Annotated in this window: 8 protein-coding genes; 3 read left to right on the top strand and 5 right to left on the bottom strand. The window is 66.5% G+C overall.

Features of this window, described 5'->3' with window-relative positions:
• Nucleotides 1-16 precede the first annotated feature (16 nt).
• From ACZ1JY_RS12285 to ACZ1JY_RS12275, 3 genes are read right to left on the bottom strand one after another with little or no spacing between them, the layout of a single operon-like run.
• Nucleotides 17-508: an asparaginase domain-containing protein gene (locus ACZ1JY_RS12285; RefSeq protein ID WP_168905458.1), complete on the bottom strand. Its 492-nt coding sequence runs from the start codon at nucleotides 506-508 to the stop codon at nucleotides 17-19.
• A gap of 32 nt (nucleotides 509-540) precedes the next feature.
• Nucleotides 541-1305 carry a hypothetical protein gene (locus ACZ1JY_RS12280; RefSeq protein WP_465129452.1) on the bottom strand — a complete coding sequence of 255 codons (765 nt, stop codon included), beginning with the start codon at nucleotides 1303-1305 and terminating at the stop codon, nucleotides 541-543.
• Nucleotides 1305-1952, bottom strand: coding sequence for an RNA polymerase sigma factor (locus tag ACZ1JY_RS12275; RefSeq protein WP_427468020.1), 648 nt, complete (start codon nucleotides 1950-1952; stop codon nucleotides 1305-1307). The genes ACZ1JY_RS12280 and ACZ1JY_RS12275 overlap by 1 nt, the downstream gene beginning before the upstream one ends.
• A 306-nt stretch (nucleotides 1953-2258) precedes the next feature.
• Here ACZ1JY_RS12275 and ACZ1JY_RS12270 point away from each other — a divergent pair, with 306 nt between their 5' ends.
• Nucleotides 2259-5435, top strand: a complete 3177-nt coding sequence (locus ACZ1JY_RS12270) for an autotransporter domain-containing protein (protein WP_465129451.1) — start codon at nucleotides 2259-2261, stop codon at nucleotides 5433-5435.
• A gap of 57 nt (nucleotides 5436-5492) precedes the next feature.
• Here the strand turns inward: ACZ1JY_RS12270 and ACZ1JY_RS12265 are convergent, their stop codons facing one another.
• On the bottom strand, nucleotides 5493-6818 hold the full coding sequence (locus ACZ1JY_RS12265; RefSeq protein WP_465129450.1) for a family 1 glycosylhydrolase: 1326 nt from the start codon (nucleotides 6816-6818) through the stop codon (nucleotides 5493-5495).
• An 86-nt stretch (nucleotides 6819-6904) separates the two neighbouring features.
• On the bottom strand, nucleotides 6905-7816 hold the full coding sequence (locus ACZ1JY_RS12260; RefSeq protein ID WP_118072520.1) for a LysR family transcriptional regulator: 912 nt from the start codon (nucleotides 7814-7816) through the stop codon (nucleotides 6905-6907).
• Between the two features lie 156 nt (nucleotides 7817-7972).
• On the opposite strand from ACZ1JY_RS12260, the gene ACZ1JY_RS12255 reads away from it, so the two are divergent.
• The gene (locus ACZ1JY_RS12255; RefSeq protein ID WP_465129449.1) at nucleotides 7973-9265 is read left to right on the top strand and encodes a tetratricopeptide repeat protein; all 1293 of its coding nucleotides are present in this window, start codon (nucleotides 7973-7975) and stop codon (nucleotides 9263-9265) included.
• A gap of 17 nt (nucleotides 9266-9282) precedes the next feature.
• Nucleotides 9283-14115 (top strand): hypothetical protein, encoded by a 4833-nt coding sequence (locus tag ACZ1JY_RS12250; protein WP_465129448.1) that lies wholly within the window; start codon nucleotides 9283-9285, stop codon nucleotides 14113-14115.
• Nucleotides 14116-14215 lie beyond the last annotated feature (100 nt).

The raw sequence follows: 14215 nt of genomic DNA, 5'->3' as shown, positions 1-14215 counted from the left end.
TGGCGAGTTCGTGAGCTCAGACGCTCACGAACTTGCCGGCCGCGCGGTCCTTGCGGACCTTGAGCCCGTCAAACACCTGCCCGCTCATCGCGATCCACACGCCGGGCGCGGCGACCTGCGCCGTGGCGAAGGCCATGCCGAGGTTGAAGTGCGCGTCGGTCTCGGCAAAGCGCGCCGGTGACAGCGCGCCGGTCAGCACGATGGTCTTGCCTTCGATGTTACTGAGTGCCTTGGCCGTCTCGGTCATCGTATCGGTGCCGTGGGTAATCACGACATGGCGCTCGGGCGCCTCGCGCACGGCGGCAGCGATCAGCGCGCGGTCGGCATCGGTCAGTTCCAGGCTGTCCTTGCGCATCAGTTCCATCACCCGGAACGGCAGCGCCACGCGCGCCTCGGCGATCAGCGCCGGGATGCCGCTCTCGACGATCTGGTATTCGCTGAGCGCGTCGAAATAGGCCTTGTCGATAGTGCCGCCGGTGGTCAGCACGAGGATCGGTTCTTGTTGCATGGCAAGCCCTTAGCCGAGCGACAGGCCTGCCGCTAGTTGCCGGAGGGGGGCGGCGGCGGCGATGCCGTACCGGTCGTCTGGCTCGGCAGCGATTGCCCGCCCGGCAGCGTTCCACCCGGCGCCCCGCCCGAAAAGCCCCAGCCCTGCTGCGGCGCCGGCGGCCCCATCAGCCCGCGCGGCGGTGACGGCCGCGCCGAAGGATCGGCCTTGGGCCCGGCAGTTTCCCGTGGCGCAGGAGCAGCTGCGGCCGCCATTTGCGCCTCAGGCTCAACGGCCGGCTGCACCGCCGGAGCGGGCACAGGCGCATCTGCCTGCGTCCCTGCCACAGCGACGGCTTGGCGTGCTGGCTGCGCGGCGGGAGCACGCGCCAGTTGCGGGGTCGGTTCTGCCATGACTGCCACTGGCGCTGCCGCCGGTTGCCCTGCTTCAGGCTGCCGCTGCGCCATCACTGCTGCGGGTACGCCCGATGGCACCGGACTCTGTCCCGACTGGCCCAGCAGCACCACGGCCGCGACAGTGGCGGCAATCGCGGCAAACCCGCCAACCGCAAAACGCTTGCGTGACGGGGTCGTCACCGAAGGCTCCTGCACGGCGAACGGAATGACCTGCGCGGTTTCGCGCGAGGGCACCGGCTCGGCTTGGGGAACCGGTTCGGCCGGAAGCTGCGGCAGCGCCGTCGCCTGCGCCACGATCCGCGCAGCAAGTCCATGCGGCATCGCCGGACGCGGCGCCTTGTCGAGCACCTGATCGAGCGCGGCATCGGCCCGCGCGGGCGAGGCTGGAACCTTGCGCGCCATCACGCTTGCGCCCCAAGATCGGCGCAGGACACATCGCGTGCCTCGAGCAGCGTGCGCATCTGCCTGCGGGCCCTGAACAGCAGCGATTCCATGGCCTTGATATTGAGGTCCAGAACCTCGGCTGCAAGAGCGTTCGAAAATCCTTCGTAATAACAGAGCACTAACGCCGCCCGATAGCGCTCGGGCAAGTCACCCAGCGCGTCGGCGACGGCCTGCGAGGCCTGGTCGGCTTCGATCCGGCGATCGGCAGACGGCGTGTCGTCAGCGGGATCGGGCATCGTGTCAACCGTGACCACGCGGAAGCGGCGCTTGCGATCGAAGCACAGGTTCATCGTCACGCGGTGCAGCCAGCCGACCAGGCCAGCGCCGGTCGGCGTCCAGCGCGGGGCGTTCTGCCATAGGCGGGCAAAGCAGTCCTGCAGCACGTCCTCGGCCTCGGCCGCATCGGACAACATGCGCATGGCCACGCGATAGAGCGCGGGCGAATGGCGATCGACCAGCAGCGTGAAGGCGTCGACCGAGCCGCGCGCGACCTCGCGCATGAGGGCCGCATCGTCGAGCGCCTCGCGATGGATCGGGTCCGCAGCGGGAATCGGGCTGTCTTCAGCCGACACCGCTTCCGAGCGCAGATCGCCGTAGAAGGTCAAGGATACCCGCCGTTTCGCACCAATCCCCGGCCCAAGCGCAGGGGATTCTACGTACTCTGCCTGCCGGTTCCCAAGTGAACAACAGATTTACGGGAACTCCAGACACGGTCCGTCGCAAATTTTTGCGCGACCGGGCGAAGGGTTGGCAGGCGCACTCCGTTAGGTGCTGCGGAGGCAACCGGCTTTGCGGCCAAGAGTCCTCCGACCTGTCGATCGGACAGCGGGGCTTGCCTCGCCGTCCGGCACTCGGCCCGCGCCGACCGCACCCCGGCGCGGGCCATCTTTATCGGAATTCATGAGGGGTTTATGGACCGTCTTCGCAGCACCACTTTTCTGTCGACGCTGACTGGAGCGTCTCTGGCTCTCATCCTCCTGGCGCCTCAGGCGGCTCATGCCGACACCACCGTCAGCACCAGCACGACCGCGCCGCTCAAGACCTCGACCGCCGGCAACGTCACCGTTGCCAGCGGCGGCACGATCACGCTGGGCTCGGGCGGCACCGCGGTGACGGTCGATTCGAACAACACCGCCACCGTCGCTTCGGGTGGCACGATCAGCAACACCGGCGGCAAGGACGGCGATACCGGCATCACCATCGAGGCCGGGCGCAACACCACGGTGACCAACGGCGGCACGATCACCGTGACCGAAAGCTTCAATGGCGCCGATACCGACAACAACGGCATCGTCGATGGCCCGATCGCCTCAGCCAGCAACCGCTATGGCATCCTTGTCGGAGCGGGCGCGACGACCACGGCAACCCTCAAGAACACCGGCACGATCACGGTTGAGGGCCTCAACTCGGGCGGCATGGTCGCCAAGTCTGACCTCACCGGCAGCGTTTCCAACACCGGCACGATCAAGGTGCTGGGCGACAACAGCGTCGGCATCGGCACCAAGGGCGTCTCGGGCAACGTCACGGTCGAAGGCACTGTCGCAGTCGTCGGCGCCGGTGCGCAGGGCCTGGTCGTCGATGGCAATGTCGGCGGCGCGGTGCGCATCCAGGGCGCGATCTCGCAAAGCTCTGCCTATACCAACGATGCCGGCTCCACGAAGACGCTTTCGCGCACCGACTTGCGCACCGGCAAGGCCGCGGTCGAGATCGGCGGCAGCGTTGCCGGCGGCATCCTGCTCGACGCCGCTCCCTATGACCTCGACAGCACCAAGACCGACGAGGACAACGACGGCGTGGCCGATGCTTCGGAAGTGACCGGCACGATCACCTCGGTCGGCAACAGCCCCGGTATTCTCGTCGGCGCAGCCAGCGACATCGTGATCGGCAAGGTCAAGGGGCGCGATGGCGAATTCTCGCTCGCGCTCGACGGCAACGTCACCGCCAATGCCGTCTACAGCAATACCGATGCCTATGCCGTCGTGATCGGCGGCAAGGGTGGCACCGTGACCATGGCCAATGGCATCGGCGTTTCGGGCACGATCAGCGCGACGACTGTTGACCAGAAGGCCGTCGCCATCCTGATCAACGAAGGCTCGACGGTGCCCAGCCTGTCGAATAGCGGTTCGATCAAGGCCACGCTGTCCTCACCTGGCGAAGGCACTGCCTATGCCATCCAGGACAAGTCGGGAACTCTGACCAGCCTCAACAACACCGGGTTCATCTCGGTATCGGGCTCCAGCGGCGATGACCTGCGCGCGATCGACCTGACCGCCAACACCAGCGGCGTAACGATCAAGCAGTACCTCAACGCGATCGACAAGAAGGCGCAGGATGCCGAGAAGGCCGCCAGCGGCTACAACCCGGCCAACCCCACGATCTACACCTCGATCACCGGCAACATCCACACGGGCAGCGGCAACGACGTGCTCGACGTGGCTTCGGGCCGCATCTTCGGCAACAGCTTCCTCGGCGCGGGCAACGATTCGGTCCTGCTTTCGGGCGACAGCGGCTATGTCGGCAACATCGACTTCGGCGCGGGCACCGCGACGATGACGATGGGCGACACCGCCTTCTTCATCGGCAAGCTCGATCTTGCCGGGAATGCCGGAACGCTGACCCTTGGCGGCACCTCGATCTTCGCCGGCACGCTGGCCAACAGCGGCGCGCTCGACGTCACGGTCAACGGCGGACGCTTCGGAGCCAGCAGCGCCACTACTCTGAAGTTCGACAGCCTTGCCGTGAACTCCGGCGGTGCGCTCAACGTCTATATCGACGGCAGCACCGGCACCTCCTCGCTGATCGACGTGAACACCGCGACTTTTGCAAGCGGCTCGAAGGTCACCGCCACGATCACCTCGCTCGACAAGGCCGTGGGCAACTACACCTTCCTCAAGGCGGGCACGCTGACCGGTTCGCCGGTGTTCGATGCCACCACCACCCAGCTCCCGGTCCTGTTCAACGGCGCGATCAATCGCGTCGGCGAGACGCTGGTGCTGGCCGTGACGCGCAAGAGCGCCGCGCAGCTGGGCCTCACCGCGCCGCAAGCCGCCGCCTATGACGCGATCTACAAGCAGGGCACGGCGGTGACCAATCTCGGCAGCAGCTTCCTGCAAGTGGAAGATGCTGCCACGCTGCAGGGCCAGTTCAACCAGCTCCTGCCCGACTATGCCGGCGGCGTGTTCGATTTCGTCACCCGCTCGGGCCGCCTCGCCTCGCGCCATCTGATGGACGACAGCTCTATCTTCGATATCAGCGAAGTCGGCGGCTGGCTTGAGCCGATCTACTTCCGCGGGACCAAGGACCAGACCGGCACGGCGGCGTTCAAGGTCAAGGGCTGGGGCCTTTCGGCCGGGCTGGAGCGCGACATCGGCGCAGGCTATCTCGGCCTGTCGTTCCTCTACACCAAGGGCGATATCGCCACCTCGGACTATCAGAAGACCGATGCGAGCAACTACGAGCTCGGCCTGTTCTGGCGTCTCGCATCCGGTCCGTTCTACGCCTTCGCCAAGGCCTCGGGCGGCCGCGTTTCGCTGAATTCGACGCGGCAGTTCACCGGCGCCGTCAATGGCACGGCCCTGTCCTACACCGCCAACGGCCGGTGGAAGGGCTGGACCGTGGGCGGTCAGGGCGGCGTGTCCTACCGCGCTGATCTCGGCGGCAACCTCTCGCTCAAGCCGATGGCCAAGTTCGATTACTACCGCCTGAGCGAAAAGGGCTACACCGAGACCGGCAGCGAACAGATCGCGCTGTCCGTCGCCAAGCGCACCTCGGACCTGCTGACCGGCACCGGCAGCCTCACTGCCGCATGGAGCGCGGGAGAGGTCAACCGCGACGAGCGCCCGCTCACGCTGGAGCTGGAAGGCGGCTACCGCGCACGGCTCGCCGGAACGCTCGGCGATACGGTGGCGAACTTCGAGGATGGCGACCAGTTCCGCCTGGTGGCCGACCGCATGAAGTCAGGCTGGACGTCCGAAGCGCGCCTGCTGATGGGCGGCATGGACTATACCTGGCAGCTGGCCGGTGGTGCCGAACAGATCCAGGGCGGCGTCGACTACTCGATCCGCGCCTCGCTCAGCATAGCGTTCTGATCGAAACGACAGCGAAAATGGGCGGGTGGCAGGTCAGACTGCCGCCCGCTCTTTTTTTCACGCGAGCGCGTTGGCCCTGGCAATCGCCCCCAGAACGCCGGCACTCGGCTTGGCCTTGCGCTCGAAGGTGACCGGATCATAGCTGGCGAGGCCGAATCTGGGCCGGAAGCCGAAGATCCATTCGAAGTTGTCGACCAGCGACCAGTGGCAATAGCCGATCACCGGCACGCCATCATCCATCGCCTGCTTGAGACCCGCGAGCGAAGGCGGGATGAACGCGGCGCGCACCGCGTCGTCATCTGTGCCGACGCCATGCTCCGAAACCAGCACCGGCACGCCCGTTACCGCATGGGCATACCGCACCGCGCCAGCCAGCGAGAGGGGCCAGACTTCCGTACCCGACCAGTTGCGCACGCTGCCTTCAGGCGCAGGCAGCCTGCCCTTGTCGCCCCACAAGGCGCGTTCGTAGTTCTGCACACCGATGAAGTCATCGGTCTTGGCCACTTCAAGCCATGCCCCGTAAAGCTCGCCGCGCATGCGGTCGCGGATCGAGTTCTTGCCCACCGCCTGATCGTCCAGCATCGCCAGCGACACGCCGACGGGAAGGTCGGGACGCACTGCCTTGATTGCCGCGCGGCCGGCCTTGTGCGCGGCCAGTAGTCCCACCTGCAGCGCCGGCAGGTCATCGTACGCCGCCACGTTGCCGCAGACCATCTTCTCCACGCCAAGCCGCTTGGCCGCCGTGTCCAGCGTCAGCTTCTGGATGTCCCACACCGGCTTTGGCAGCATCGCCTTGAGCAGCAGCAGGATGTTGGGTTCGTTGAGCGTGATCGCGCTGTGCATCCCGGCGCCCATCGCCTGCGTCACCCTTGTGCAGTAGCGGGCGAACAGCTCGGTGCTCTCGGGATTGGTCCAGCCGCCCTGCGCGCTGAACCACAAGGGCGCGCTGAAGTGGCTGTAGGTGACGATCGGTGCAAGGCCGCGCGCGCGGCAGCCTTCGATGATCCGTCGGTAATGCCCCAGCATGCCCATGCTGAACCGGCCCTTGGCCGGCTCGATCCGCGCCCATTCCACGCCGAAGCGATAGGTGTTGAGCCCGATCGACTTGGCCAGATCGAGGTCACGCTCCCACAACAGGAAACTGTTCGCCGCATCGCCCGATGGCTCGGCAAATACGGTGGGCTGCTGGTGTTCGATATACCACAGGTCCGACGTGGTGTTGTTGCCCTCGATCTGGTGCGGCGCGGTCGATGCGCCCCACAGGAAGCCATCGGGAAAGCGTGGGCTGGGTGCCGGCTTCCGCGTCGTCTTCGCCGACAGCGAGGCACCACTTGCGGCAAGGGCGGCAACGCCCCCGGCGAGAACGGCACGGCGATCAAACATGGTCTCTCCCAAGGCTTTGCCGCCGGACCTACGCCGCGCCAGCCATCAGGTAAAATAACCGATTATCGCCCCGCCATCGACTCAGCCTATGCCTCGGCGAGGACGTCGAGCATTGCCCGCCCCAGTGGTGGCAGTCCGCGTTCGGCCAGATAGCGCACGCCCACGCTGCGCTCGAAGGTCGCCTCGCCGATCCCGATCGCGCGCAACACGCCGATGGACAGTTCCGCTGCGGCCACGGTGCGCGGCAGGATAGTGACGCGGTCGCTGTGGCGGACGATGGCCTTGGTCGTCAGCAGCGAATCGCAGCGGATCACGTTCTGCGGCACGGCCACCCCGGCCGCGAGGAACAGCGCGTCGACCTGGCGCCGGAACGCCCCTTGCGCCTCGGGCAGCACCCACGGCAGTTCAGCCACTTCGCGCAGCGAAATCCGGTCTCCCAGCGCATCGTGCCGCCGCCCGACGATCAGGGCAAAGGAATCGCGCGCTGCCGTCACTTCCACCAGGTCGGGCGGACAGGCCTCGATCTCGGTCGTGACGAAAGCGAGGTCGATCGCGCCATTGCGCAAAAGGTCGGCCAGTTGCGGGTCCGGCCGCTCGACCACGCTCAACGCAAATGGCCCGACGCGCTCCTCCAGCCGCGCCACCGCTTGCGGCAGCAGGCTGACCAGCGCGCCCGGCGTCCCGCCGATCCGCAAGGGGCCCGCCACGTTGCGCGCGGCATGGTCCACCTCGACCGCTGCCGTCTCCAGCAGCCGCACCATCGCCTGCGCACGTTCCCGCAAGGCCTCACCCTCGCGCGTCAACACGATGCCGCTGCGCGAGCGGGCAAACAGCGTCACTCCCAGCCGCTGCTCCAGCAGCGAGATCGTGTTCGAAACCGAAGGTTGCGAGATATTCAGCACCCGCGCCGCGCCGCTGATCGATCCGGTCTCGCACACCCGCCAGAACGTGGCGACGGCACGGGGATCGAGGCGGAGGCGCGATGGGGGCTTGCTCATGACTCTGGCTTAGCCCGCAAGCATAGCCTGTGTCTATGTGATAAGCCTCAGGGATCTGCCCTACTGACCTTGTCACCCCGGTGACAATCATTGTCATCGGACATCGCCCAGGCCCCGCGATAGCTGGAATGCCATCATCCAGTCGCGAGGGGTACGATGGCGACCAAGCACCTTTTCCTGCAGGCCAGTGCCTGCGCCCTGGCCGTGGCCGCCGCGCTGCCCACGCCCGCGTTCGGCCAGCAGGCCAATGAAGCCGAAGCCCGCTATACCGCGCTTGCCGCGCAGGAGCGCCAGAAGGCCGGCGACCCCGCGTTCGACTACGCCCTCGGCCTCGCCGCGTCGGATGCCGGGCACTACGGCGAAGCCATCGTCGCCCTGCAGCGCGTGCTGGCCCGCCAGCCCGACAATGCCCCCGCCCGCGCCGAACTCGCCCGCGCCTATGCCCTGGCCGGTGACATCGACACCGCCCGCGCCCAGTTCGCCACTGTGGTCGACGATCCGACCATTCCCGACCCGGTCCGCCAGCGCTTCACCGGCTTCGTCCGCCAGTTTGACAAGCAGATCAAGGGCGGCGGCTCCGACCTTTCCGGCTTTGCGGAAAGCGCGTTCGGGCACGACAGCAACATCAACTCCGCCACCCAGCTGACCTCGATCACCATCCCGCTCTTCGCCGCGCTCGGCCCCGGAACGCTGGGCAACAACGCCCGCGCCCAGAAGGACGAGTTCTACGACATCTCAGGCGGCATCTCCGCCGTCAGCGCGATCAGCCGGACCAACCGCGTGTTCGGCTCGCTCCTGGGCAACTTCCGCGACAACCTGGATTCCGCCGCCTTCGATCAAGCCAGCCTCACCGGCACCGCAGGTTTTGCCCACACCTTCGCCAACCGCGATGTCGCCTCGCTTTCGGGGCAGGTGCAGAAGTACTGGCTCGGCCACAAGGGCTTCCGCACTGCCTATGGCGCGATCGGCCAGTACACGCATATGCTGCCCGGCGGCAAAGCCCTCTCCGCCTCGGTCCAGTACACCCGCTTCGATTATGACCGCGATCCCTTGCGCGATGCAGACCGCTTTGCCGTGGGCCTCGGCCTTGCCGCGCGCCAGTTCTCGGTCAACCTGATCGGCGGGCACGAGGAAACGCGCAGCCAAGCAGGCGACGCCGAATCCAACACCTTTGCCGGAGCCAGCGCAGGCGCGGAGGTGCAAATCGCGCCCAAGGTCGCGGTCGTCGGCGGCGTGGCGTTCGACTTGCGCCGCTATGACCGCGCCGACCTGCTGTTCATGCGCAAGCGCCATGACGAGCGCGTCGATGTGACCGCCGCGGTCAAGTTCGCCATCCTGCCGCGCCTGTTCCTCCAGCCCAAGGCCACCTGGTCGCGCAACTGGTCGAACATCGCCCTCTACGATCACGAACGCTGGACCGTGCAGGCCGGCGCGCGCTTCGAATTCTGATCCGGGAGACCAGCCCCATGAAAGCCTCAGCCCTCACCGCCCTCCTGATCGGAGCCTCCACTCTTGCTCTCGCCACCCGTGCCCAGGCGCAGGAAGTGGTCTTTGCCGACAATGCCGATCTTGCCGCCGCCGCCCTGCGCGGCGAGCGCGTCACGCAAGGGTCAGGCGTCACCCAGATCCGCCTGTCCAGCGGCGCGATGCTCTCGTTCGTCGAAGGCGCGGAATTCCAGCTGCGCCCCGATGGCTCGGTCGATCTGTTCAAGGGCAACGTCACCGTCACCGGTGCAGGGATGAGTGAAACGCTCGTCCGCCTCGGCGGTCAGGGGACGGGCAAGATCGCGGGCGCAGGCTCGTCCGGCAGCTTCTCGGTTGCCACTGACGCCAGCGGCAAGACCATGGTCACGGGTCGCGTCCTGACCGGCCTTGCCAGCATTGCCAACGGGCGCGAGGAACGGCGCTTCAACGCCGGGCAGGCATGGGAAGTTGCCAACGGCCACCCCCGCCTTGCCACTTCGGCCCCCGTCGCGCCCGCCCCGCGCATGACCCCGCAGCGGCAGGCGCAACTTGCGGCCCAAACGCCAGCTCCGGCACCGGCTCCCACACCAGCTCCCGAACCGCAAGTCGCCGCGATCAGCGAAGGCGGCCCGGTTGCCGCTGCCGAAAACGGCGTGCCCGTGATCCTCGGCGAAGCGCTCGCAGCCGCTGGCGCCTCGGGCGATATCGTCTCCTCAGGCCAGCGCATCGAAGCGGCCGTGGCCAACCCCAGCCTCGAAACCTTCCCGTCCAGCGATCTTGCCGCCCTCGTCGCCTATGCCGCCCGGCTCGAGAGCCTCTACGGCGGCCAGCCGTTCAATCAGGCCCAAGCCGACGTGATCCGCGCCTACCTGAACTACCTCGCCAGCGGCCAGACCCAGGCGCAGTTCCTCACCGTCTATGCGGGGCTGATGGTGCAGTTCCTCGATCTCGTCCGTTCGGGCGCGGCGCCGTCCTCGTTCAGCGGCACTTCGCTGGCGGACATCAACGCCTTCATCTCCTACCGCTCGCGCACCGATGGCTTTGCCGCGCTGTCGAGCCAGAACCGCGTGCTGGTCGATGCCTATCTCGCCTTCGTGCTGGGCGGCGGCAATGCCGACCAGTTCGTGTCGCGTTACACCTCGCTGACCAGCGCCTACTTCGCCTATATCCGTACAGGCGGCGATCCGCTGGCGTTTGCCGGCGCGACCCAGGCGACGATCAACGCCTATATCGGCTTCCTCAACGATTCCGGCCTGCTCGTCCGCCTTGCCGAAAGCGACCGCGCGCTGCTTCAGGCCTATCTCGCCAATGGCGGCACCACGTTCATCGCGCAGTACCGCACCGCGCTGACCACCTATTTCGCCTATCTCCAGAGCGGCCAGCTGCCGAGCGCCTACGAAGGCGCCGATCCTGCCGCGCTGCGCCAGTACCTCGAAACCCTGCAGGCGACCGGCCTGTTCGAACAGGTGCTGGGCGCGCAGGCGACGTTTTACGCGCAGTATCTCGCCTACCTGAAGCAGGGCGGCACCATCGACGACTGGCAGGGCCTGCCCGCCAATGTCTTTGCCGGCTATGCATCCGCGCTCGCCAGCTATCAGGCCTACCTTGCCGCAGGCGGCGTGCCGTCGGCCTACACCGCGCTCGATCCCGCCGTGCTGCGCCAGTACCTCGATGCCCTCGCCGCAGCAGGCGCGCTGGACCGTTTCCTCGGCGCACAGGCCACGTTCTATGCGCAGTACCTCGCCTACCTCACCAGTGGCGGCACCATCGACGGCTGGCAGGGTCTGCCGTTCAACGTCTTCACCGGCTACGCCACGGCGCTGCAGGCCTATTACGAATTTCTCCAGAACGGCGGGTTGCCCTCTGCCTACACCGCACTGACGCAGGACGAGATCCGCCAGTATCTCGCCGCGCTTTCCGCCGTCGGCGCGAACGAGGCATTCCTCGGCCAGCTCGCCAGCTTCTACTCGGCCTTCTTCACCTATCTTGCCAATGGCGGAAACCCGGACCTCTACACCGGCCTGCCAACCCCGCCGAACTACGAAGCCTTCGCCGATGCGCTCTCGGCCTATGTCGCCTATCTGCAGGCAGGCGGCGTACCCAGCGCCTATACCGGGGCCGACCTTGCCCTGCTGCAGCAGTACATCAAGGCGCTGATCGACAGCGGCAAGCTCGCGACGCTGCTCGGCGCGCAGGCCGAATTCCTTACCGCCTACTACGCCTTCCTCACCGGCGGCGGCACGCCTGATGGCTACACCGCGCTGCCGGTCTACGCGACTTACGTCACCGCGCTCGAGGCCTACTACGCCTTCCTCGCAAACGGCGGCAAGCCTTCGGAATATACCCTGCTCACGCAGGCGCAGATCCTCGCCTACCTCAAGGCGCTGACCGATGCCGGCGTGCTCGCCGCGCTGTTCGATGGCGCGACGCTGGCCTTCATCGAAAGCTTCTACGTCTACCTCGCAGGCGGTGGAAATCCGGACCTGTTCTCGGGGCTTCCCGGCTCGGGCGGCGGCACCGGGGGCGGAACCGGCGGCACGCGCCTCACCACCTACACTGGCGGCTTTCCGTCGAACGCGGCGGGTTCGAAGGCGCTTGCCGGGCACAACGGCAATATCCAGCCCGCCAACTCCACGCCCACGGTCAACGCTGCCGGGGAGCTGGAAACGGCGGGTGACATCGCCACGCTCGGGGCCAAGGTCACCGATGTCGCGGGCGATGCCAGCGCGATTGTCGGGCGCTATTACGATGGCAACGCGCGGCTCAAGAACAGCCAGTTCGGCTTCGGCACCAACAACGGCATGCCCTATGTCGTGCTCGCGCCCAAGGGCGTCACGCTGCCGGTTTCGGGCACGGTCGATTACAAGGTTCTGGCGGCAACACGCCCGGTCTATTCCGACGGTCGCACCGCGCCGGGCACCTTCGATGCTGCGCTGACCATCGGCTTTTCCACCAACAACCGCAATCTCACCTACCGCACGCTCGGCACGATCGTCATGCCCGAGTCCGGCGGCGATGTGACCTACACCTTCAGCACGCCGAACTATGCCAATGGCCAGATGCAGGAGGTGATCTACGACAGCCTCGGCAACTACTTCTTCGGCAACAGCATGACCGGCAACGGTCAGGGCTGCGCCTCGGGCGGGACAGGTTGCAACATCACCCTCTATGGCGATTTTGCCGGACAGGACCAGGTCAACCGGCTCGGCCTGATGTACCAGACCTACGGCGGCAGTTTCAGCGCGGGCCGCATCCAGGGCGCGGTGATCTTCGGCAAGGACGGCACGCTTCCGGGCGGGACTACCGGAGGCGGAACCGGCGGCGGCGTGCTGACCGGGTACACCGGCGGCTTCAACGGCACATCGCCGCGCATCAACTTCATCACCACCTTGCGCCTGCCGGATGGTCGCCTGATCACCGGCAGCGAGCTGGGCTTCAGTGCCACAGCCTATACGCTCGATGCCAACGGCGGGCTGCAAAGCTACACCCGCCCGGCCAACATCACGCGCACGCCCGGCACGATGACGGTCAGCGATGTTGCTGGTGATGCTGATATCGTGCTCGGGCGCTGGTCCAATGGCACCAATACCGGAGCAAATCCCTTCACTCTCAACGCCAACCAGGGGCTGCATTATTTCGCCGCACGGGCCTTGCCGACAAACTTCACGGCGCCGACGACGGGCATCGTCAGCTATGCTCTCTATGCTGCGACCAAGCCAACATGGATCGACGGATCGAGCGCGCCGGGCACGTTCACCGGCAGCTTCAAGGTCAATTTCGGGCGCACCCTGCCGATAGTGGCGATGGAGGCGCGTATCGTCATGCCCGGCGGCAGTCTCAATGGTGCCGATTACGTCTATAACATCGCCACCACGGGCGGTCTTGCCGACATCTCGCAGTCGACAACGCAGTTCCAGCTCTATTCCAACGGGACCTTCGGCTTCGTCGCGCCCGGGGACGACGGATCGAGCCGCTGCACGAATTTCTGCACCGTGGCCGTCAACGGCAGCTTTGCCGGATCGGCAGACAAGGCGGCAATCACCTACGCCGCGCTGACGCCGGGCGGCGACAGCAAGTACATCATCGGCTCTGCTGCCTTCAAGGCCAGCGGCACCGTCGCCTCGTCCGGCTCGCCCACGATCAGCTTCGCGCCAACTGCGGTTCTGCAAAACGGCGGCACTAACGCGTCCTCGTCCGCCGAAGTCACGGTCTCGCCGGACGGCACGATCAGCCGGGTCAAGCTGACGCCAAACTCCAACATCCTCTACGGCACCTCCTCGGTGCTCAAGGAACACGGCCGGATCGATGATGCAGTGGCCTGGACGCGCTGGGACGATACCGCGAACAATGCCTCGACCAATCCTCAGGTTCATATCGTCACCGGAACCGCAGCAGCCAACCTCCCGGTAAGCGGGACGGTAAACTACACCGTCGTCGGCTCGACCGCCCCGACCAACTTCAACGGGGCGGACGGCAACTCGGGAACGGCATCGGGCACGCTCGCCGTCCAGTTCGGCACGCAGGCCAAGGTCGGCTTCAACCTCAACGTCGCCACCGGTAACCGGGGTTGGACAGTGGCAACGCCGGGCGGATCGGCAGACCCTGGCAACGGCGGCCTCGTTGTCGGCGGCGACATGCGCTTCGGTTCGGGCTCGGTTGGCATTGCGGCGGCAAACGCCAACAGCTGCATCGGTTCTTGCACCGCAAGCGTGGTGGGCGCGCTCTATGGCAACGCCGCCAGCCACGTCGGCCTTGGCTATCAGATCAGCGATTTTGCCCCGACTGGCGCGTTCACCGTCAACGGCGTGCTTGTCTTCGGCAAGGTTGCTCCTTGAACGGCAATTGCCGCGAAGATTAACGGCAATTGTCACGAGAGTGACGGGACAGTTGTGTGGGAGTCGGGGGAGAGTTGCCGCAGAGTTACCCCAGAGTTGG

The organism is Novosphingobium sp. BL-A-41-Hi4B-X5A (genome assembly GCF_055521705.1).
Note: the sequence above shows the minus strand (reverse complement) of the source record. Positions and strands in the feature narration are given on the sequence as shown.